The sequence below is a fragment of the Dehalococcoides mccartyi 195 genome, from assembly GCF_000011905.1.
GTDB lineage: Bacteria > Chloroflexota > Dehalococcoidia > Dehalococcoidales > Dehalococcoidaceae > Dehalococcoides > Dehalococcoides mccartyi.
This window is the reverse complement of sequence record NC_002936.3, coordinates 791,672-812,076: the sequence shown is the minus strand read 5'-3', so window position 1 is coordinate 812,076 and position 20,405 is coordinate 791,672. Positions and strand designations below refer to the sequence as shown.

General features: G+C 44.4%; 21 protein-coding genes. 8 read left to right on the top strand and 13 right to left on the bottom strand.

All coding sequences use genetic code 11. The features are described from left to right. Window positions 1–3 precede the first annotated feature (3 nt). Window positions 4–498 (bottom strand): hypothetical protein, encoded by a 495-nt coding sequence (locus DET_RS08710; RefSeq protein WP_041223316.1) that lies wholly within the window; start codon window positions 496–498, stop codon window positions 4–6. A gap of 315 nt (window positions 499–813) precedes the next feature. On the opposite strand from DET_RS08710, the gene DET_RS04600 reads away from it, so the two are divergent. Beyond that, complete coding sequence (locus DET_RS04600) at window positions 814–1,482, top strand: LexA family protein (RefSeq protein WP_041223323.1); 669 nt, start codon at window positions 814–816, stop codon at window positions 1,480–1,482. Here DET_RS04600 and DET_RS04595 read toward each other — a convergent pair. From DET_RS04595 to DET_RS04580, 4 genes are all read right to left on the bottom strand, one after another. Further along, window positions 1,479–2,786, bottom strand: coding sequence for a tyrosine-type recombinase/integrase (locus DET_RS04595; protein ID WP_010936610.1), 1,308 nt, complete (start codon window positions 2,784–2,786; stop codon window positions 1,479–1,481). The genes DET_RS04600 and DET_RS04595 overlap by 4 nt on opposite strands. Continuing rightward, entirely contained in the window at window positions 2,783–2,998 is a 216-nt protein-coding gene (locus DET_RS04590) for a helix-turn-helix domain-containing protein (protein ID WP_044026233.1), read from the bottom strand. The genes DET_RS04595 and DET_RS04590 overlap by 4 nt, the downstream gene beginning before the upstream one ends. 140 nt (window positions 2,999–3,138) lie before the next feature. Next, on the bottom strand, window positions 3,139–4,038 hold the full coding sequence (locus tag DET_RS04585; protein WP_010936608.1) for a rolling circle replication-associated protein: 900 nt from the start codon (window positions 4,036–4,038) through the stop codon (window positions 3,139–3,141). Next, entirely contained in the window at window positions 3,995–4,489 is a 495-nt protein-coding gene (locus DET_RS04580; protein ID WP_010936607.1) for a helix-turn-helix transcriptional regulator, read from the bottom strand. The genes DET_RS04585 and DET_RS04580 overlap by 44 nt, the downstream gene beginning before the upstream one ends. 124 nt (window positions 4,490–4,613) lie before the next feature. Between DET_RS04580 and DET_RS04575 the strand changes: the two genes are divergently transcribed. Together DET_RS04575 and DET_RS04570 are read left to right on the top strand one after the other, a co-directional pair. Further along, window positions 4,614–5,135, top strand: a complete 522-nt coding sequence (locus DET_RS04575) for an HNH endonuclease signature motif containing protein (protein ID WP_148184968.1) — start codon at window positions 4,614–4,616, stop codon at window positions 5,133–5,135. Window positions 5,136–5,147: 12 nt separating this feature from the next. Then, on the top strand, window positions 5,148–5,699 hold the full coding sequence (locus tag DET_RS04570; protein WP_010936605.1) for a hypothetical protein: 552 nt from the start codon (window positions 5,148–5,150) through the stop codon (window positions 5,697–5,699). Between the two features lie 144 nt (window positions 5,700–5,843). Here DET_RS04570 and DET_RS04565 read toward each other — a convergent pair whose 3' ends face one another. Then, window positions 5,844–6,479: a TetR/AcrR family transcriptional regulator gene (locus tag DET_RS04565; RefSeq protein ID WP_010936604.1), complete on the bottom strand. Its 636-nt coding sequence runs from the start codon at window positions 6,477–6,479 to the stop codon at window positions 5,844–5,846. Between the two features lie 412 nt (window positions 6,480–6,891). On the opposite strand from DET_RS04565, the gene DET_RS04560 reads away from it, so the two are divergent. The 3 genes from DET_RS04560 to DET_RS04550 all read left to right on the top strand — a co-directional run bounded on the left by DET_RS04560 (window position 6,892) and on the right by DET_RS04550 (window position 9,834). Next, the gene (locus tag DET_RS04560) at window positions 6,892–8,424 is read left to right on the top strand and encodes a reductive dehalogenase (protein ID WP_010936603.1); all 1,533 of its coding nucleotides are present in this window, start codon (window positions 6,892–6,894) and stop codon (window positions 8,422–8,424) included. Between the two features lie 36 nt (window positions 8,425–8,460). Further along, a complete protein-coding gene (locus tag DET_RS04555) occupies window positions 8,461–8,733 on the top strand; it encodes a hypothetical protein (RefSeq protein ID WP_010936602.1) in 273 nt (90 codons plus the stop codon). A 456-nt stretch (window positions 8,734–9,189) separates the two neighbouring features. Then, the gene (locus DET_RS04550) at window positions 9,190–9,834 is read left to right on the top strand and encodes a helix-turn-helix domain-containing protein (protein WP_041223369.1); all 645 of its coding nucleotides are present in this window, start codon (window positions 9,190–9,192) and stop codon (window positions 9,832–9,834) included. 2 nt (window positions 9,835–9,836) lie between these two features. Here DET_RS04550 and DET_RS04545 read toward each other — a convergent pair whose 3' ends face one another. Beyond that, on the bottom strand, window positions 9,837–12,782 hold the full coding sequence (locus DET_RS04545; RefSeq protein WP_010936599.1) for an MMPL family transporter: 2,946 nt from the start codon (window positions 12,780–12,782) through the stop codon (window positions 9,837–9,839). Between the two features lie 4 nt (window positions 12,783–12,786). Continuing rightward, window positions 12,787–13,272, bottom strand: a complete 486-nt coding sequence (locus DET_RS04540; RefSeq protein ID WP_010936598.1) for a MarR family winged helix-turn-helix transcriptional regulator — start codon at window positions 13,270–13,272, stop codon at window positions 12,787–12,789. Between the two features lie 194 nt (window positions 13,273–13,466). Here DET_RS04540 and efp point away from each other — a divergent pair, with 194 nt between their 5' ends. Both efp and DET_RS04530 read left to right on the top strand, forming a co-directional pair. Next, window positions 13,467–14,033 carry an elongation factor P gene (gene efp / locus DET_RS04535; protein WP_010936597.1) on the top strand — a complete coding sequence of 189 codons (567 nt, stop codon included), beginning with the start codon at window positions 13,467–13,469 and terminating at the stop codon, window positions 14,031–14,033. 4 nt (window positions 14,034–14,037) lie between these two features. Continuing rightward, window positions 14,038–14,967, top strand: coding sequence for an amino acid--tRNA ligase-related protein (locus tag DET_RS04530; RefSeq protein WP_010936596.1), 930 nt, complete (start codon window positions 14,038–14,040; stop codon window positions 14,965–14,967). Between the two features lie 87 nt (window positions 14,968–15,054). On the opposite strand, the gene DET_RS04525 is transcribed toward DET_RS04530, so the two are convergent. Genes DET_RS04525 through DET_RS04505 form a run of 5 tightly spaced genes read right to left on the bottom strand, consistent with a single transcriptional unit; the run spans window position 15,055 to window position 20,392 of the window. Next, the gene (locus DET_RS04525; protein ID WP_010936595.1) at window positions 15,055–15,399 is read right to left on the bottom strand and encodes a 4Fe-4S binding protein; all 345 of its coding nucleotides are present in this window, start codon (window positions 15,397–15,399) and stop codon (window positions 15,055–15,057) included. Window positions 15,400–15,408: 9 nt separating this feature from the next. Further along, complete coding sequence (locus DET_RS04520) at window positions 15,409–16,488, bottom strand: nickel-dependent hydrogenase large subunit (RefSeq protein ID WP_010936594.1); 1,080 nt, start codon at window positions 16,486–16,488, stop codon at window positions 15,409–15,411. Then, complete coding sequence (locus DET_RS04515; RefSeq protein ID WP_010936593.1) at window positions 16,489–17,874, bottom strand: FAD-dependent oxidoreductase; 1,386 nt, start codon at window positions 17,872–17,874, stop codon at window positions 16,489–16,491. Between the two features lie 2 nt (window positions 17,875–17,876). Beyond that, complete coding sequence (locus tag DET_RS04510; protein WP_010936592.1) at window positions 17,877–18,470, bottom strand: 2Fe-2S iron-sulfur cluster-binding protein; 594 nt, start codon at window positions 18,468–18,470, stop codon at window positions 17,877–17,879. Beyond that, entirely contained in the window at window positions 18,470–20,392 is a 1,923-nt protein-coding gene (locus tag DET_RS04505; RefSeq protein ID WP_010936591.1) for an NADH-quinone oxidoreductase subunit NuoF, read from the bottom strand. The genes DET_RS04510 and DET_RS04505 overlap by 1 nt, the downstream gene beginning before the upstream one ends. Window positions 20,393–20,405 lie beyond the last annotated feature (13 nt).

Here is a 20,405-nt window from a genome sequence, read left to right as displayed (position 1 = left end):
ACCTCATTTCAGACTAGTTAAATGGAAATAGCCGAACTTAGGGTTTCTGACCGGGAATTCATTGCCGGCTTTCCGCATGGCATCTATCGGGCTATCAGCCTTTCCCTCCCACCATTGACCGGTGCGTTCATTCTTGATACGATAAGCCACTTGTTGTTGAGGCATTGCCTCATTCCCCTTTCTGGGACGAAGCTCACACTTCGCCCCAAAGTATTTCAGCCTTATAAGCCGTTTAAGTTGCCCCAGGTTTTCAGACCGGCGGCTGTCCATTCCTCCTATCTGATTTTCTTTATTAGCAGCCTTAAGGGCTTTTTGCTGTCTTAATAGTTCAATATTTGCTAATCTAGGTCTCCCACCAAGCTTACCGATTTTCTGTAACCACTCGACTCCGTATCGTTCCAGAATAGCTTGACCTCCGAGTGCTCCGGCATTTTTACGTTGCCGAATTTGAGATGGAGTCATGGGATATAGTTCTATTTCTGATTTATTAGTTTCCATCGTTCTCCTCTGTACCAAACATCGACTCTTGAATTTGGAGACGCAGTTCCGGATAAGTCCGAGCGACACTTGTCAAAAATGCAGGTGAGGGTTGCATTTTTTTGTGCTTAATTCTGCACCATATTGCTGGGTCAAATCCTATTGTCCGGGAAAATTGGTTTCCCGAGATGCTGTTTTTGCCAAGGTATTGTTTGATAATATCAACTATTTTGTTGCTCATTTCTACATGAGGATACCACTACCATTGACTTAAGTCAATATATAATTGACACTTTTGTTAAATATATCTACAACTTGTAAATATTCAACAGGCAAGTGAAAATAGGTGCTATGGAAGATAAGTCATCAATAGGTATAACGCTCAAAGAGTTACGCAAAAAAATAGGTATGACGCAGAGTGAATTAGCCCGGAGATCAGGTGTAGATCGTGCCTACATATCCCAATTGGAAAGCGGGAAAACATATAGTGCTACACTTGGAATTGCGCAGAAGTTAGCGCGTGGACTTGATATTTCGACATCAGCATTATTGGGTGAGAAAGAAGAATCTCTTGGTAATTTATTAAGCCGCGCACAAGCAATATCCAGAAGAATGGATGATATTGAATTCATCCCAGTAATTGGTTATATACCCGCAGGATATCCGGAATTAGTAGATGAAGAGGCAGCATCTGATTATGTTCCTGTCCCAAAGGAATTATTAAAAAATGCGAGTAAGAGAGTGTATGCGTTGAGAGTGAGCGGTGAGAGCCTCAAAGGGGATGGGATTGAAAACGGCGATATAATCATTGTTGATAAAGATTCAGAGATGTTTGAAGGTAAAATTTATGCCGTTCGTACAGCGCATAATGAAGTGACTGCAAAACATCTATATTTGAATAATGGACAGATTATTCTGCGGTCCTCAAATGGAGATTATAAAGATTTAGTTATGACTAACGCTGATATATTGGGAAGAGTTATTGCTTCTATCAAAAGATTCTAATATACATAACATAATGCAAAGGAGAGTGGCTCCGCCTGGTTTTTTAGCTTTTGACTTTTAATCAGAGGGTCACAGGTTCGAGACCTGTACGGCCTACCACTTACTCCCTCGTGTTTTGCTAACCGTTTGCTAACCGAATTTTCTTCAAGCGATTCTTCGTTAGCTGACAGCATCTTATCAAAAACATTTACAGCCTTTTTCTGAAGCCCAGGCATTACATGGCTATATGTATCTAAAGTAATATTGATACTGGCATGCCCAAGCCTTTCGGAAACAATCTTAGGGTGTATACCTGCCTGAAGCATAAGCGTAGCATGTAAGTGACGCAGGTCATGCAGACGAAGCTTATCAAAGCCTGCCTTTCGGACTGCTTTCAGGAAAGTGTGAGTAACTGTATTTGGATTTAAAGGCTCTCCATTAGGCCGAGTAAAGACGAAGTCATGTAAGCCAAGTTCTACCCCTAGTTTTGCATAATATGCCGTCTGGTCTGCTTTGTATTCGAGCAGAAGAAGCTTCATTGTGGGTGGTATGTCTATGCATCTTCGACTGTGAGGCGTTTTGGGTTCTTTTATGACGTATTCACCGGATCTTAAGGTAAAAGCTGTCTCGGCTATTTGAATTGTGTCTTGTTTTAAATCTATATCCTTCCAGCGTAATGCTAAAGCTTCGCCTCGGCGCATGCCACAATAAAGAAGCAGGCAATAAAAAACGTAATAGGGGGTTGTTTCAAAAGCATCTAGGAGTCTGGGTAATTCATCTTTATCTGGAACAGATATTGCAGTCTTTCGGGGTCTGGGTGGTTCAACTGCATCAGCTGGATTTCTCATAATTAAGCCAAGTTTGGTTGCCTGTTTAAGGCATTTACTTATTATCCGATGCTGGTAAAGCACACTTCGAGCAGAGAGGCCACCTTTACCATCTGCACGGCCTTTTTCTAATTGCCTTGCATAATAAGCTTGGATAATCTGGGGAGTAAGTTCAGTCAGTATAACCTTGCCTAGTGCAGGTTCAATATGCCCGATTATGTTTTGATAGTAACTTTCAAATGTTCTTTGGGTAGTTTGGATCTTAACGTAATCTCTACACCAGTTTTCAAGCCATTCGCCAAATGATAATTTACTCTGTTTTACAAATATACCGTTATCTTGCGCAGTAAGAAGTTCACGCAGTTTTTTATCGGCTTCTTTTTTCGTTCCTTTTATCGTATGCCAAGATTGTCTGCGTTTACCAGTAGCTGGATCGCGTGGCAGTTCAATTACAATTGACCAGCTGTCCGTACTGCGTTTTACGATATGGCCTTTCATTCGTTACCCCGTTTTAGAATTTCTTCTAATTGCATGCGGGAAATCAGTATGCGCTTACCTAATTTTATAGAAGGGATAGCGCCTTGTCTAACCAGTTCATAAGTAAAATTCTTTGACAATCCTAACATCTTAGCTGCTTCTGGCACGCTAAGACAAAGACGCTTGCCGTTTAATAAATCAGGAGAAAAAGTATCGGGGTTTACTGTGTTCATGGTTTTCACGCTAGTTCTGTCCTTTCGTATTCACAAATCTTCTATCAATTTTATAACCACCTTCTTCAAGTGATTTTTCAAGCATATCTCGGTCATTAGTTTGTAAGACCGCATGTTTTTGCCACTCGGTTTCCTTTTTCTCAACTTTGGGGGAAAAACCTCTGGAAAACCCATACATACGGCATTTTACCACTCCAAAGTAAGGCCAGATGTAAATCACTCCAGCCATTCATTTTTCTTAAGTACTTGCTGATATAACCGGCACAGTTTGTTGTTATGGCTTTCGGGCTTTCAATATTTGCTCGTCCCTTATTCCAATTGCCGTTGATAATTGAAAGGGGTGCAAGCCATTTCAGGTTCGGGAAGAAGATATGTACATGCGGATAGCCCGTTTCTTTTTGAACCTCGACTACCCAAAGATAGTGGAGTCTTGGCCAGCCACGCCGTTTTCGATATTGGTTGAGACCATTCAGAAATTTACGAGTGTCTTTGCTAAATGATGCCCATGCTTCTTGTTTAGAAATCTTTTTGGGATCATAGGTCAAAGTTTCCATTAACCCTTTTACGTTATTAAACTTACCCAAGCGTCTTTTTATTTTTCTCGAAATGTTCAAGCGTCCGTCTTGAAAGTATCTGCTTTGAGCAGTTGAGGGCATAAGTTTAAGCTGTGTATGGTCTGACTTATTCTGAAGTACAACAATGGTGTTACCAACACGTACTTTGTGTAACATGAAATCCCAGTATGTAAGTAAACCCTTAGCTCTATAAAGCTGAGCGTTGACATTAACGTTGTTATGGACAAGTAAAGAAGGAGGGGGTACGGGGGAGGACGACCGCCCTTCCGCCCCACCGAACGGTCGGTCTTCGGTGACGCATGGCAACGCCCTGGTGCGATTTCCTGCGTCCTGCTTGCACATGGCAGAGCCATGTGCGCCTGTCTCGCGATGGCATCGCACCGCTATGTATGCGCCAGTGATTGCAGTCAAAGCGCCACCATCACTCGCCAGTCTTTTCGGGTTGCCCTTCGGGTCTTTCCGCATTTCTCAATTCCTCGATTCTATCTTTATACAATTCACCGTAAAGGCCATGTTCGACCATGAACTTCTTTGTGAAGGTTTTTGAACTTTTGCTTAGTCCAGAATTTGGATTTTCCAATGTTTCTCTTAAATTTTGTACATATTCTGATTGTGTAATTTCAGTGTTTTCCCATTTTCTCAGTAGACCAAGTACATTCATAGACAATAATATAACCATTGCTTGTGGATTATTATTTGCCTTTAATTTTTTATTTAGTGTATGCAAATGGTTTTTTACCGATTGGTACTGTATGCCCAGAAGTGCACCTATTTCTTTGTTATTATGGCCTTCAATCATTAATACAAAGACCTCAAGTTCACGATGAGAAATATTCATACCCTTAGCTGGCTCTAACCACTCGTAGCTAGGGTGAATAACGATTTTCAGTATTGTCTTATATAGACTTGTATCCATCGTTAACCTCTATTCACTAACATTAGTACCAGAGTACTCTTATAGAAATATTTTGTCAAGGATAAAAGTCTTCTAATGAATAAACAAATATGTAATAATGTTTAGATCAGAAAAAGAGGGATATATGCAAACTAAAAGCAGAAAATTGAAAGAGGATTTTTGGTTTTGGGCGATATTCATAGCCCTAGTTTTATTCGCATTAATAAGTGATTGGTGGAAAACCAATGCTACTCTTGGTTGGACAATAATATTGGTAGTATCAGCAATAATTATATTTGTATTTATCAGGTTTAGATCAGTACGTTCAAAGGCAGGTCAGGTAGTTAAATCAACTGCTGAGAAAATAATTTATGACTCAACCGAAATCCATAGAAGAGAACCGGTACCAAATAAAATGCGCAAAAGAGTGCTAGAGAGAGCAGAAAATCGTTGCGAGAATCATGACTGTAATTACACGGGTATTCCAGAAATCCATCACATAGATGATAATAACTCTAACAATGACCCACGTAATTTAATTGCACTGTGTCGTAATTGTCACGGAGATGCTCATCATGGCAACATAATTGCTTCACAATGTAGAAACTGGGTAAAGAGAGATTATTTTCAGATAAAAAATAACCGACCCAACGTTAGAAGTAATTAGGATATAGAGTATATGACTATAGATGAAACTGCACTGATCATGAATGCGTTTGTTGCAATTGGTACAATAGTATTAGCATGTGCTACTTTTTATTCCATTAAGAATTTAAAGGATCAATACAGAAACAATCATATCCGGGAATTGTTAAGTGAAACAGTTATAATTCTTAATAATTATCTATATTTTTACAAAGAACAAAATAACAATATACAACTAATAAAGCAGACCATTAAAGATAACCCGATAAACAAACAAGGTATTTTGAAAAATCTCTTGTCTACAAATGAACGTCTAATCGATCGATCTGAAGAGATTTTCAGGGAATTCTCTCGCATTGAAATTATGCTGGAATACAGCAATGTACCTGACAAGGAATTTAAAGAAATGATTAAAGAATTCAATAATTGTTATGATGATTTTAAGGAGCTTGACTTCAAGAAGTCGATTTCGAACCTAAAAGACTGCATAAAGTTTATTGAAGACCCGATTTATATTGCCTGGCTGGACTCTATAAATAATTTGATAAACACTTGTGTAAGACTCAAACAAACTAAGTATTGCTAAACGGCTGCTTGTTAGCCCTATTATTTGACTAAATCAGATATCACGAAACAAACGTAAAATGCCATAGTATAGGACTAAAAAGTATCCCTTTCCACGTGTTCTCTGCCTCTTTAGATTTTAATAATTCTTCCTATAGCTAGATCTCTAACTCGGAAAGCTATAGTCAAACTCACCTTTTTTAACCTTACGCCATAATTCACGAAAGCTATTATAAGTAATTTCAGTCATAACTCTTGCAAATTGTTCTTTAGTCATCTTGTCCCTAAAATTTTCGTGATAGTATTTTAAAGTGAGAAATATCATATTAAACGCAGCTGTTCTTAATAGCCGTAGGGTGTACTCGTCCTTTTTTGTAATATTACATCCTTTTGTAAAAACGTAATCGCTTAACCCTTCTTGTTGAAGTTTAATCATAGCATTCAAGTGAAATAAAGTTATATCCTCCTTGCCAGCAATATTTGCTGAATAATAGACAAAAGGCGTTTTGTTATTTTGTCCACCAAGCTGCAAATACATATTATATAATTCTTCTTTTGTTTGATTGTCCCACAAATATTCCATTTCCTTTTGGCCTCCATCTAGGAAATGAGAAGTAATCGAATAAGCGATAGCTATTTCTCGTAACTCACTTAAGGAGTGAAAGTGATAATAAATACAAGGCTGGCTTACATTTACGTGCTCCACTAGGAGCTTCAAAGTTACATTGCGTTCGCCATGTTCTGTACATAATTTGAGGTATGTATCAAGAATATGCCTTTTTGTTGCCCCTGAACTTAGCATTACATGCCTCCTTTCACCGTAAAATCATAATAACCCACAAAAACAAAACTCATCATAAGGCACAATACCAAGATATACAATTAGCTACCAACAAGATTGCTAATGCTACTATAAATAGCATTAATTATTTATAGTTTCAAAGCTGTTCATTTTAATATCTATAAATATTGCCCTGAAATTATATTTTAGCTATATCTTAACGTCAGTATACTCTAACAGTATTGATTCTTATATCCCATATTTTCGAATTAATCCTGGAGGAGGTGCATAAATAATAAGAAGATTTGATTTGTGAATTCATAGCAACGGGAAAATATTTTAAGTTTGTGTGGATGTAGCGCATTTGAAGAATAGAAATTTTTCAATATGCGTTTATTTGCAAATCTGTGGAGCTAAGGGAAAGGAGTATTTTATGAGTAATTTTCATTCTACAGTAAGCCGGCGTGATTTTATGAAAGGCCTAGGGTTAGTCGGCGCCGGGTTGGGAACCGCTACTGCGACTGCTCCTCTGTTTAAAGACCTGGATGATGTTAGTTCTTCAGCTTGGGGTAACTGGAAACGTCCCTGGTGGATCAAGGAAAGAGAACTTGGAAATCCGACTATAGAAATCAATTGGAATGAAATGCAACGTTTTGACTTAAGGGAAAATCTATGGATGCCGCATGCTTTGGCTAGCTATGTAGGTGTCGATAAAGTTTTACAGATTTTCCATGAAAAAGGCGCTAGTCAGGCTGAAGGTCTTAAAAATAACAAACCAGGTCAATCACTAAGAGACCTTGCTCTTGCATCTGCATCCAGTACATTTAATACCTCTTATGTTCCAGGACAAGAATTGAAGACTTGGTTAGGGCCTCAGAAAACCGAATTTTCTGGAGTATCTGCCACACCTGAGGAACTTGGGGTGCCAAAATGGGAAGGGACTCCAGAAGAAAACCTAAAAATGCTTCGCGCGGCAATGCGCTTTTTTGGCGCCTCTCAAATAGCCGTCAGCGCATTAGATACTAATGAAAGAAAAATAATATCAACCCATGATACAGGTAACGCACATAATTATAATTATCTTTACAGTTGGCCCCCCCCAGCTACTGATGCCAAGGCCTTTGTTTTTGAGAATGTGGATAAGGCTTATGAAGGAAACGACAAATATGTCCTCCCCGATAAGCCGCTTTGGACTGTGTGTATAGCTGTGCAGATGTCAAAAGAAATGTTTCGTCATGAAGAAAGTCATCTTAGAATGGCCGCTAATTCAAGCCGTTATCGCCTTCATGCAACAATACAATACCTGACTCAAAACTTTTTACGTGGCCTTGGCTACCAAGGGATGGGATACCCTAAGTCTTATTGGGGTGCTTTGCCTGCGCAAGCTACTGCTGTTCTATCTGGTATAGCAGAGATGGGACGCAATGATAATTACTGTATAAGTCCAGAATTTGGCTCAGTTTGCGGTTATTTCAGTTTAATAACTGACTTGCCTCTAATGCCAACTCCGCCGATAGACGCTGGGATATTCCGTTTTTGTCATACTTGCCGTAAATGCGCCGAAGCGTGTCCGGTTGGAGGAATATCTTTCGAAGCTGAACCATCATGGGAGATTCCGCCATCAGCAATTGCTACTGATAAACCAATAAGTTTCTCTACACCAGGTAAGCGGACATACCATACTGATGCATTGAAATGCAGGTTGTATTTTGATGCGCAGCCGAGTTATTGCGCCAGGTGTATGGGTACTTGTGTGTTCAATACAAACACTAGTGCAATGGTTCATGAGCTTGTAAAAACAACAGTAAGTTCGACTGGCCTTCTCAATGGATTCCTCTGGAATGCTGACAAGGCTTTCGGCTATGGGTTAGTACCCGCTGAGGAGACGAGTAAATGGTGGGATTTATCTCTTCCTCTATATGGCCAGGATGGCAGTATTGGAGCTACTGATGGAGGATACAAATAACAGGTGTTAATTGAACGAAATGGAGGATAGAGGAAAATGTGGTTCTTAATCGGTTTGGTTGTCGGTTCCTTAATAACGGCGCTTATTTGGTGGATAAAAAAGGCAAAAGCAAACCTTAAATGGTATGAATGGATTATAGGGATTTTGGGGTTAGCTTTATTGCTCTTCACTGTTCAGAATTTTTTCGCCAGCTTTGCTGAACTTGAACCCACAGCCGCCTACACGTTCTTGCTGGCCACGGGGTTGCCATCTCTAATTTTTCTGGTCGTTGCTTGGCAATTGGTGACTAGAAGAATTAAATCATCCTAGACTTTAGGATAACTAAAAGATATTGGGGAAGCCATTATGGCTTCCCCTTTCATTTTGATAAACAAAACCTGCAAAATAAATCCCCTGTCTTTGCTAACATTTTGCTAACCAACTGTTTGTTTTGCCTTGGTATTTAACTAAATCAGACGGTACGGAACAAACGTAAAATGCTACATCAAGGGACTATAAAGTATCCCTTTTTACGTGTTCTTTGTATCTTTTAATCAGAGGGTCACAGGTTCGAGACCTGTACGGCCTACCACTTACTCCCTCGTGTTTTGCTGCCGCATTACTTTCACTTAGTTTACTGCTGGCAATTGGTCTTTGTTCAGTCTTCCTGTGTTCATCATCTTTTATTACCCGCATACCAAAAATCTTGCTTTTCTGATATTTATTAAAACATAAAAACATATTGTCAAATACTTATTTTAAGTGCATAATGTCTATATAATTACAATGATGAGTATAGGCGAAAAGATACGAGAATTCCGGAAGGCCAGAGGCTGGACGCCTGAATACTTAGGTAGTCGTTCGGGGCTTTCCGGGCAATATATACGAAAGCTGGAGAAAGGTGAGCGGCAGAGTATTACGCTGACCACCGCCAGTAAACTTTCCAGCGCTTTTGGTATTGAACCATCCAAACTTATTTCGGAAAGCGAAGCTACATTACCCAGGCAAATTGAAGATATACTGACTGAAATCCGGTCTGTGTTTCAAAGACTTGAAACTGTGGAAGTTTGCGTACACGGGTGCATGCCTGAACGCAGACCCCGTAATGAATTAAAATATAAAAGCCTTCTTATTCCCCGCGGCTTGGTTGAAAACCTGAAAAATATTTATGCCCTCCAGGTAGATGATAACCATTTGGAACATTTTGGCATATACCCCGGTGAGATGGTGGTCATTCAGGCAGGACAGGCAATAAAAGACGGCAATCTGTATGCCTGCCAGATAGGCCAGGGCATTTACGGGTATCATCTGTATATCACAGATAATGGCCTCCGTATTTCAGACGGAAATGGCACAAACCGTAATCTGCCGCTGACCGAGATAAAGGTCCTGGGGAAAATACTTTTAAGCTACAAATGTAAAGTAATTTAGCTTCAGTTTTCACTCTTTCTGCTGCTAGTATTTTTCTGATGGAACGGCCACCAGTTCCAACAGCCGATTATAGTAGCCAGTGAAGGTACCAGGATACCTCTGACAATGACGGTATCCATTATAATGCCAATGGCGACCGCCGCCCCCAGCTGGTACATGGTAAGTATGGGTGAAGTGAGCATGGCTGCGAATGTACCACCCAGAATAAAGCTGCAAGCCACGATAACCCCGCCGGTTGAGGAAATTGCATTTTTGACAGCTTCCCTGATGGGTTTAGTCTCTGATTCCTCGCGGATACGTGATACAAGCAGGATATTGTAATCTGAACCCAGCGCTACTATCAGGGTAAATAATATGATGGGCAGCATAAAGCTTATACCGGCGTGCCCTAATACATCCTGGAACAGCCAGGTTATTATGCCCATAGTTGCACCGTAGCTTAGCATCACGGTCAGGAGCAGATAAATGGGGGCAACTATACTTCGTAAAAGGGTAAGCAAAACCAAGAATACCCCGCCCAGAATTATCATCTGGATATGGGTGAAATCTTCTTCAATCATACCCCGGACGTCCTGGCTGGTGGCGCTGGTACCCTGAATGCCGTATTCCAGACCGGAAAGCTGTCCTTCTGTCATGTCCTGCTGGAGCAGGGCTTTTACATCGGAAATGGTATCCATGGCTTCATTGCTGTAGGGCGAATCAGCCAGTATCAGGAACAAACGTATTCCTGACCTGTCCTGTGAATAAAATGCATCCACCAGGCTGCGCAGTTCGGGAGAGGCCTGCATAAGAGCTTGAGATATAAAATACGGGTTGCCGTTGTCCGCCAGAGTGCTGCTTAATAAATACATATTCTGTCCGAATGCGCTTATTTCACTGAGCAGCATTGCAGCGGCATTATCAGAGGCACTGTCTGACGGGAGGGATTGGGGGAAGAAATAGAAGACACCCTCACTGCCAATCACGAATGACAGGTGTTCGGTGGAGTAGGCCAGACTGTATAATCCGGAAACAATACTGCCGTCATTGCTGGACTGGGCAATAAGGAGGGCAAGTGTATCAATCTTTTGCATGGCCTGCTGGTAGTCATATAAATCAGCAATAAAGCTGTATGCCTGTGCGCTTTCTTCCAGATAGGCTTTTACCGCAAAGGCTATTTCAGCTTGAGCCGGATAGCCCAGCCTCAAAGCATCTGCGGTCTGACGGATTTTTTCAGTCAAGGCAGTTAGCTGGGTATCTATTTGGGCATTGTGGCGGATACTTGTAAGTATATCGGTTATATTGTTTATAGAGGTTAGGCAGTCCTGATAGGCTGTCTCATCTGCAAGCCATGAAAAACTCTGACCTAGTTCCAGCAGGTAAGTTTTTATAAAGCCGAAACTTGCTAAAGTCTGGTCAGAAACCAAATCAGCGGGGTCAAGATTCCCGGAAGATGCATCTGGTATCAGACCCAGTATCTGGTTGGCGGCCAAAAGCGCTGAACCGGAAACGGAAGTCCCGTCCGGCTGAAGCACAGACTGGATACCGCTTATCCCCTTAATATTTTCCAGGCTGGCGGTTAAATCAGCCAGTTCCTCAAGTATAGCGGCGGAACTTAGGTCTTCGCCGTTGCTATCAGCCAGTACCAGAGTGGCTGGCATCATTTCGCCTATATTAAAATGCTCCAGCAGTTTATTAAAACCGATTACCGATTCGGCATCCTGGGGCAGTTCACTTATAGTATCAAACGAAACTTGTTGGCGTGACAGCTGGGTATAGGGTACGAAAAGAAGCCCGATAATAACCAGTGCTATGGGCAGAGGGTGTTTGGTGGTGATATTGCCTATCCAGCTCCAGAAGTGGAATTTGTTTTTAGGCGGTGCATCCGGCTGCTTTTCCTTCTGGTTTTTATCAAATTTGCTGGGCCAAAATATTTTACCGCCGAATATAGATGCCAGCGCAGGGGTGATTGTTAAAGCACACAGCAGGGTAATGGCAATGGTCACACTCAGTGAAGGCCCCATGGTTTGAATCATCTGGTAGCGGGCGATTGACATGCCCATCAAACCCACAATAAGGGCTATGGCGCTGGCAGATATGACAGCCCCTATCCGCCCCAAAGCGGTTTTAAGTGCATCCCAGCGGTTTTGGTTGTTGTGGAGTTCTTCGCGGAAACGTGACATAAGAAACAAACAGTAGTCCGTGCCTACCCCAAATATCAGTACCACTATAAATATATCCAGCTGTGACCAGATATTTACTCCGGCTTCAGCCATATAGCCCAGCACGCCCCGGCTAACCAGATAAGCAATGCCTATGGTTAAAAGCGGTACCAGTGAAGCTACCGGTGAGCGGTAAATAATAAGCAGCAAGACCGAAACCAGCACAATGGTAACAATGGTGGTCAGGTCTATACTGTCCGCCAAAGCGGCAAAAAGGTCATTTAATATGCCGGCTTCGCCGGAAACAAATACTTCAAGCCCTGCGGGCGTATCTGCCAGCTGAGAATGAATGGCGGTTATGATTTTTTCTGTCCGGCTGTCCTCGGCGGCCTGCATGAGGCTTATATTTATCAGCATGGTAGTATTATCCGGGCTGATAAGGCGGCCGGCTAACTGGGGGTTGTTAAATACCGAATCTACTTCCCCAATGCCGGCGGGCGCATCCCCGGAAGAGAGCCAGTCACTTAAAGATTCGGCATAATCCATATCAGTCTGGCTCAGGCTAGACTGGTTAAACAGGATTAGATAGAGACCGAAAACCGAGGAAATATCATCCGGGAAATACTGTTTTAAAAGAGCATCAGCCTTAACTGAATCTGAGTCTGAGGGCATAAAGCCGGACTGGTCCAGTGTGCTTGCATCCTGCAAAGATGGGGCGGAAAGCGCCATTACCGCAGCCAGTATCACCCAGAAACTGACTACCAGATATTTAAATTTGATAACCCAATTTGCAATAGTCTTGAACATATTTTTAAATCCTGTCAGTACTTTCTGCCGCTGTTAATTTATTGGCAATGGATTTTTCAAGCTGGCAAAACCCATTCCGGATTATGGATAAGCCTTCGTTATCTACCCCGTCCAGCAGTTCGGCTACTTTGTCGGTGGTAAACTGCCACAGGCTCTGGTAATGGTCATTACCTTTTGGGGTAAGGTGGCAGATGACCACCCGGCGGTTATCGGGCGGAGTTTCTCGTTCTACAAAACCCTGCCTGACCAGACGGTCAACAATGCCGGTCAGGGTAGCAAGCCCGACGCAAAGTTTCTTGGATATTATCCCCATGGAGAGAGGGCCGTGCTGGCGCAGAAGTAAAAGCACCTGCAGCTGGGGCATGGTGATTTCGGTTTCCAGCAGCCCCTGGGGGACTACCAGGGCTTCGGTATAAAGTTTCTGGATAAACCCCAGAATATCTTTTACCAGCACAAATTTTGCATCTTCAGAGCACGTTTCAGGTGTCATGTTTTTCCTCTATACATCGTGTCATATATATATTTATCAGTACTAAAATATTTTGTATAGCACTAATTATAATCAGGCCTAAAAACGGTGTCAAACCCTGATGACAGTGCCCCTTAAATTTGACTTGTTATACGTATATCCATTATTATTTTTGGATTGAAAACACTTAGTATTTTCTGTTACGAAAGGCCAGTATGAATATAGAGGAAGTCAGCAAGAACAAAAAAATCCTGTTGGATGAGATACCTTACAACGTGGATGACGTGGATTTTATGAAGCCGGGCAAGGGCAGTGCCGTCTACCGGATAAAGTTCCGCAATCTGATGGATGGCGGAATTCTGGAACGCACCTATCATTCGGGTGACAAACTGAAGGAAGCTGATGTAGCTACTTATGATATGCAGTATCTCTACCATGAGAATGGCAATTATATATTTATGAATACCGATACCTTTGAACAGCACTACATGACCGAAGACCGTATGGGTTCACGGGGTGTTTTTCTGAAAGACGGCATGGTTATTCCGGTACAGCTTTTGGGTGATGCCCCCATTGAAATTACCCTGCCTAATTTTGTTGAGCTGGAAATAGTGGAAACTTCTATGAGTACCGGCAAAGAAACCGTAACTGCCCAGAATAAACCGGCCAAACTTTCCAACGGCATGGAAATAGGCGTTCCCACTTTTATAAAGGCTGGGGATATTATAAAAGTAGATACCCGCACCGGTGCCTATGTGGAAAGAGTTGGCAACAAGAAGTAGCTGGATGTACTTAGACGAGAAGCAGCGGCTGGGGAAACTGGAAGACAACCTGAAACGCCGCATGCAGATACTTGGGTGGATACGCAGTTTTTTCAATGAGCAGGGGTTTCTGGAAGTGGAAACCCCTGTTTTTGTTCCGGCAGTTGCCCCGGAACGATATATAAAACCGGTGGAATGCCAGAGCGGTTACCTGTCTACTTCCCCTGAGCTTTACATGAAACGTATGCTGGCAGCGGGATATGCAAAAATCTACCAGATAAGCCGCTGTTTCAGGGACGGGGAGAAAGGACGCCAGCATAACCCCGAATTCAGTCTGCTGGAGTGGTACCGGGCCGGGGCTGATTATCTCCAGATGATAAAAGACACCGAAAATCTGTTTCATTATATTGCCATAAAACTGTCCGGTAAGCCACTAGTCCGGTACATGGCGAAGGAAATTGACCTGATGCCCCCGTGGAAACGGATAACTGTGCAGGATGCCTTTCTAACTGCCGCAGGCTGGGATCCGCTAAGCGTAGATGATGAAAAGCGTTTTGATGATGACCTGGTGTTAAAGGTTATTCCGTCTTTTCCGTCCGAACAGCCTACGGTGCTGATGGATTATCCGGCTAAAATGGCATCTCTGGCCAGGATAAAAGAGACTAAACCGGAAGTAGCCGAACGGGCGGAGTTTTTTATATCCGGCTTGGAAATGGCCAATGCTTATTCAGAGCTGACAGACCCGCTTGAGCAGGCAAGCCGTTTTGCCGGGGAAAAGCGGCTGATAGAAACTGAGCAGAATAGGCGGGTGGTTTCGCCTGATAAATTTTTGGAATCAATGAAATATCTGCCTGCCTGTGCCGGAAATGCACTGGGAATAGACCGCCTGGTTATGTTCTTCTGTAATACAGACAGCATACAGGACGTTATACCTTTTACAGCCGATACGGCCTAATTACATTACATAATATATCTGCGAATCATAATAGATATAATAAAACCCCGGTCACAGCCGGGGTTTTTCTCTGCGATAAACCTTTTTCTAATAGCGGTAGTGGTGGACTTCGGTTATCCGGCTAGCGTGCTCAGCCTGCGGGGCGGCGTAAAGCGGATGCTGGGTGATTGCATGCTGAAGACAGGTTTCGGCGCAAGTACCGCAGTAAATACACTTTAGCGGGTCATATTCTATAAGGTGTTTTTCCGGTTTAAGAGTAATAGCGCGGGCGGGACAGACCCGGGCGCAATCGTTGCACATATCACAACGCCCGGCATCCCAGGTGATGTTACCGCGTGAACCAGCAAATGACTCCCGTTTTTCGTATGGGTAGCGGCGGGTGGGGGGAGTTGAAAACAAATTTTTAAGTACTGTTCCTATCATCCAGGGCATAGCCTTCTCCTAACGCTCCGTGCAGGATATACATGGGTCTATAGATAAGGTAATAACAGGCACATCTGCCAGTTCACACCCCGGCAGCATGACCAGCAGGGTGGGGATATTGGCAAAGGTGGGGGTACGTATTTTGCACCTGTCCAAATGATTTGTGCCGTTGGCTTTTATATAATAAGTAAGCTCGCCGCGGGGCTGCTCCACCCGGGTAAATATTTCTCCCTCAGGATAGGCTTCGGCCTTAACCATTATTTCCCCTGCTGGCATTTGCTGAAGCGCGGCCAGCGTAAGGTCTATGGATTGGTAAATTTCACGGGTGCGCACCAGGGTGCGGGCATAGCTGTCCCCGGCGGTTTCCACTACCGGCTCAAAGCCAAGCTCCTTAAAAGCGGCATACCCGGTGGCCCGGGCATCAGATGGGACGCCGCTGCCGCGCATGGTAGGGCCGCAAGCACCTAAGGTAACCGCCTGGTCATAGGATAAAATACCTTTGCCTACAGTCCGTTTTTTCAAGGTGGGGTCATTCAGCAGGGTAGGCAGGATAGTTTTATCCATCATTTTTCTAAACTCAGCCAGCATATCAGACGTTTTTTTCAGCATTTCGGTGTCTATGTCACGGCGCACTCCGCCCACCACGCAGGCAGAAGTAATAACCCTGTGTCCGGCAGTCATCTCCAGTATATCCAGGATAATCTCACGGGCGCGCCAGATTTGCATGAACAGGCTTTCAAAACCGAGTGCATCCGCCAGCAAACCCAGCCAGAGGCTATGGCTGTGAAGACGGGAAAGCTCAGCCCAGGCAGTGCGCAGATAATGTGCCCGTTGGGGAACTTCAATACCGGCCAGTTCCTCTATGCCCTGACAATAGCAAAGGGCGTGCTGAATTGAACAGATGCCGCAAATACGTTCTACCAGAAAAATATTCTGCCGCAAGGTATTTATCTCACAGGCCTTTTCTACCCCGCGGTGTACGTAACCGATAACCGGCGTAACCCCGACTACCGTTTCGTCTTCGCATTCCAGTTTAAGCTGTACCGGCTCAGGGAATACCGGATGCTGTGGCCCGAAGGGTATTACTGTCCGTGCCATTTATTCCTCCAAATCACAGCGCCAGCAGCGTTTGCCCTCGGCGGCGGCAACTTCACGGCTATAGCCGGCAGTTTCTTCATTTCGCTCTTTGGCTTGCTTAATATCATATTTAACACTTAAAGGTTTGCTCTTGGGAAAAATCCGTTCAAGGAAAGTATCACGGGATACTGGCTCGTGGGCTACAATATTTTCATACACCCACTTGCCGGCACTGCCCAGATATTTGTCTATACTGGCGGCGGCTTTTTTACCGGAGGCAACGGCATGAATTACCGAAGTAGGCCCGTTTACGGCGTCTCCGCAGGCAAAAACACCCTCCTGCGAAGTACTAAGCGTATCATCGTCAACCTTAAGCACATTGCTGCCGTTTATATTTTCAACAGCCAGCCCGAATTTTTTAAATACGTCTGTAGCACCGCTGAAAGCGGCTATTATGTTGGAGCGGCGTACCCCCTGATTGGCACCCAGCGCCAGCAAAGTGGCATCAAACCCCATTTCTTTGAGGCTACTCAGCGAATTTACGGCTGTACCCAGTTTGAACTCAACACCCAGTTTGGCAACGTTTTCAATTTCGGCATCCAGTATCTGGCGGGGCAGTGCATACTCAGGTATGCCTACCCGCATATAGCCGCCGGCTTTCGGCAAAGCCTCAAACACAGTTACCTTATGCCCCTTTTTGGTCAGAAAATAAGCTGCTGCCAGACCAGCCGGACCAGAGCCAACCACTGCCACTTTTTTGCCGGTAGGTTTGGCGGTGGCGGTATCTGTATAATGGCCGTATTCATAGGCCGCCCGTTTAAGCTGTTTGATGCTTATAGCTTCTCCGCACTTGCCCTGGCGGCAGGCAGATTCACAGGGGGCTAAGCAAACCCGCCCCAGTATTCCGGGGAAAGGCATGGCCTGTTTGATTACAGCCAGGGCCGCATCATAGTTCCCTTCGCCGCAAAGGCGGACATAACGGGATACATCTATACCTGCCGGGCAAGCCCTCTGGCAGGGGGCAGTCAGGCGTTCTACCGGAATAAGCTTGTAATCAGGGGCTTTTATCATATAGCTCTTGGGGGTTTCTTTGGTGACCAGAAACCCGCCGCTGAAATCTATGGCAATTTTGCTGAGTTTGAGCTGGTAAAGCTCCTGCATTTCGTTTTCAATGAGCGAAGCACATAGATATATGTTTGAAATACTGGGAACAGTTTCATTTTTATCTATTTTAAGCCGGAGGTGTTTCATCTGAAGACCATTTTCCAGATTGTAGTGGTAAATAACTTCAAATTCGTTACCCAAGTCTACGCAGGAGGCGGTACAGAATATCGCCCCCTCGTCATAAAGCTTCTGGGTCTGGTCAAGCAGTTCCTCGGCTTTTATATATTCAGCATTTTCTAACATAACTATTCCTCAGTCCCGAAAGTGAGAGCTTTGGCCATTTCAAAATTAGCCCGGATAAAATTGGTGGGGCAGATATCAAAGCACTGCTGGCATTTTTCGCATTCCCGGCTGGCTATCTCCGGTACGAAGGTTACCTCCCGCTGAGTACCCCGGCTGATAAAGCACAAAGCGTTGGCTTTTTTAACCTCGGTACAGTAGCGCACACATAAACCGCAGAGCACGCAGAAAGAGGCATCATGGCTGAAGCGGGCGGCATCCGCCCCGTATTCTTCTGCCAGGTCTCGTATGGGTTTTGAAGCGGGGGCTTTGGTGAGCAGCAGCTCTATAAGTACCTTGCGGATATGGCGTATTTTTTCGGTATTGGTATTTACTACCAGGCCGTTTGACGCCGGATAAACACACGAAGCTACCACCTTGGAGCGTGAGCCTGTTACTACCTCCACGCTGCAGACACGGCAGCCGCCATATGGTTCAAGCTGTTCATGGAAGCAAAGCGCGGGTATATGAATACCGGCTGCCGCCGCTGCCTGAAAAACAGTTTGCCCGCTTTGGGCAGTAACTTCCCTGCCATCTATGGTAAGCTTGATTTCTTCCATTATTCTGCCTTCCGGTTTAAAGGAATAGGTTCAGACGGTACGTTGTCCGGTATAGGTATGCCGGATATTTTCCTGACCGCATAAAATTTGGCCGGGCAGGTATCCAGACAGGCTCCGCACTTGATGCATTTATCCTGTTCTATAGTATGAATAAGCCCTTTGCCGCCCTTTATGGCATCAGTAGGGCAGTTTCGGGCGCAAATCATGCAGGCTTTGCATTTGTCAGGGTCAATATAGAAAGTAAGCAAGGCTTTGCAGACGCCGGCTTCACAGTGTTTGTTTTTAATATGGTCAATGTATTCGTGACGGAAATATTTAAGGGTGGTCAGCAGGGGATTTGGGGCTTGCTGTCCCAAAGCGCACAGGCAGGCTTCACTCATTACCCCGCTCAGGTCTTCCAGAGTGTCCATATCTGCCATAGTGCCTTTGCCTTCGGTAATACGGGTAAGTATTTCTACCAGCTGGCGGAGTCCCTCGCGGCAGGGCAGGCATTTGCCGCAGGATTCATCTGACAAAAAGTTTATAAAATAGCGGGCAATATCTACCATGCAGGTTTCTTCGTCCATTATGATAAGCCCGCCTGAACCTACCATAGAACCCAGTTTACTCAGCACATCATAATCAACAGGCGAATCCAGCAGGTTTTCGGGTATGCAGCCGCCTGAGGGGCCGCCTGTCTGGACAGCTTTTATTTTTTTGCCGTCACGCAGGCCGCCGCCTATTTTAAATATAATATCCCGGAGGGTAGTACCCATAGGTACTTCTACCAGTCCGGTATTGTTAACCTTGCCAACCAAAGCAAATATTTTGGTGCCTTTGCTGCCTTCGGTACCGATAGACCTGAACCACTCCGCCCCTTTGTTTATAATATGGGGTACGTTAGCCCAGGTCTCCACGTTATTTAGATTTGAGGGTTTATCCCAGAGCCCCTTGATCGCAGTGCGGATATATTTGGGGCGGGGTTCACCAACCCGCCCTTCAATAGCAGTCATCAGTGCGGACGATTCGCCGGATACAAAAGCCCCGGCTCCTTCGTGGACTTTGACAATAAAATCAAATCCGGAGCCAAGTATATTTTTGCCCAGCAGACCATACTCCTCTGCCTGCCTTATGGCAGCGTACAGGTTTTCCACCGCCAATGGGTATTCGGCACGTACATATATATAACCCTCTTTGGCGCCGACTGCAAAAGCCCCTATAGCCAGACCTTCCAGCACGCAGTGGGGGTTACCCTCCATGATGGAGCGGTCCATAAATGCCCCTGGGTCACCCTCGTCACAGTTAACCAGCACGTATTTGACCGGGTCAGGAGCATCACGGGTGGTGCGCCACTTTTTACCGGCAGGGAAACCGTCGCCGCCGCGTCCGCGCAGATTGGCTGTATCTACTTCTTCCAGTACAGATTCCGGGGTCATCTGGAAAAGGGCTTTAACCAGGGCGGAATAACCGCCCCGCTGAATATAATCCTCTATATTCTGGGGATTTATATGCTCGTTATCGCCCAGTACAGTCCGTTCCTGGTACTTGTAAAAGGGAATATCCTGATGATAAACCAGCTTTTCGCCGCTGGCAGGGTCTTTGTAAAGCAAATGGTCTACCAGTTCGCCGGTTTTTATTGTTTTAGCGACAACGTCTGCGGCGTCTTCAGGTTTTACATGGAAATAGCAGATATTTTGGGGATAGATAACAACCACCGAACCTTTTTCACAAAAACCATGGCAGCCGGTTTCTTTAATATCAACTGAACTTTCCAGGCCCTGCTTGGCAAGCTCGGCCCGGAAAGCATCTACCAGTTTAACCGAACCCAATGCCCGGCATCCTGTACCGCAGCATACCGTTATGCAGGGGCGGGAGGCAGACTGGTTTTTGACCAGTTTTTTCCGCAGGGTTTCCAGCTCAGCCGGAGTATTCAGCCTTGGCATCATCTGCTCCTAA

Excerpts from the sequence above, each read along its gene's own strand:
- DET_RS08710 (WP_041223316.1), bottom strand. The coding sequence starts at position 498 with ATGGAAACTAATAAATCAGAAATAGAACTATATCCCATGACTCCATCT.
- DET_RS04595 (WP_010936610.1), bottom strand. The coding sequence starts at position 2,786 with ATGAAAGGCCATATCGTAAAACGCAGTACGGACAGCTGGTCAATTGTA.
- DET_RS04590 (WP_044026233.1), bottom strand. The coding sequence starts at position 2,998 with ATGAACACAGTAAACCCCGATACTTTTTCTCCTGATTTATTAAACGGC.
- DET_RS04585 (WP_010936608.1), bottom strand. The coding sequence starts at position 4,038 with ATGCGGAAAGACCCGAAGGGCAACCCGAAAAGACTGGCGAGTGATGGT.
- DET_RS04580 (WP_010936607.1), bottom strand. The coding sequence starts at position 4,489 with ATGGATACAAGTCTATATAAGACAATACTGAAAATCGTTATTCACCCT.
- DET_RS04575 (WP_148184968.1), top strand. The coding sequence starts at position 4,614 with ATGCAAACTAAAAGCAGAAAATTGAAAGAGGATTTTTGGTTTTGGGCG.
- DET_RS04570 (WP_010936605.1), top strand. The coding sequence starts at position 5,148 with ATGACTATAGATGAAACTGCACTGATCATGAATGCGTTTGTTGCAATT.
- DET_RS04565 (WP_010936604.1), bottom strand. The coding sequence starts at position 6,479 with ATGCTAAGTTCAGGGGCAACAAAAAGGCATATTCTTGATACATACCTC.
- DET_RS04560 (WP_010936603.1), top strand. The coding sequence starts at position 6,892 with ATGAGTAATTTTCATTCTACAGTAAGCCGGCGTGATTTTATGAAAGGC.
- DET_RS04555 (WP_010936602.1), top strand. The coding sequence starts at position 8,461 with ATGTGGTTCTTAATCGGTTTGGTTGTCGGTTCCTTAATAACGGCGCTT.
- DET_RS04550 (WP_041223369.1), top strand. The coding sequence starts at position 9,190 with ATGATGAGTATAGGCGAAAAGATACGAGAATTCCGGAAGGCCAGAGGC.
- DET_RS04545 (WP_010936599.1), bottom strand. The coding sequence starts at position 12,782 with ATGTTCAAGACTATTGCAAATTGGGTTATCAAATTTAAATATCTGGTA.
- DET_RS04540 (WP_010936598.1), bottom strand. The coding sequence starts at position 13,272 with ATGACACCTGAAACGTGCTCTGAAGATGCAAAATTTGTGCTGGTAAAA.
- efp (WP_010936597.1), top strand. The coding sequence starts at position 13,467 with ATGAATATAGAGGAAGTCAGCAAGAACAAAAAAATCCTGTTGGATGAG.
- DET_RS04530 (WP_010936596.1), top strand. The coding sequence starts at position 14,038 with ATGTACTTAGACGAGAAGCAGCGGCTGGGGAAACTGGAAGACAACCTG.
- DET_RS04525 (WP_010936595.1), bottom strand. The coding sequence starts at position 15,399 with ATGCCCTGGATGATAGGAACAGTACTTAAAAATTTGTTTTCAACTCCC.
- DET_RS04520 (WP_010936594.1), bottom strand. The coding sequence starts at position 16,488 with ATGGCACGGACAGTAATACCCTTCGGGCCACAGCATCCGGTATTCCCT.
- DET_RS04515 (WP_010936593.1), bottom strand. The coding sequence starts at position 17,874 with ATGTTAGAAAATGCTGAATATATAAAAGCCGAGGAACTGCTTGACCAG.
- DET_RS04510 (WP_010936592.1), bottom strand. The coding sequence starts at position 18,470 with ATGGAAGAAATCAAGCTTACCATAGATGGCAGGGAAGTTACTGCCCAA.
- DET_RS04505 (WP_010936591.1), bottom strand. The coding sequence starts at position 20,392 with ATGCCAAGGCTGAATACTCCGGCTGAGCTGGAAACCCTGCGGAAAAAA.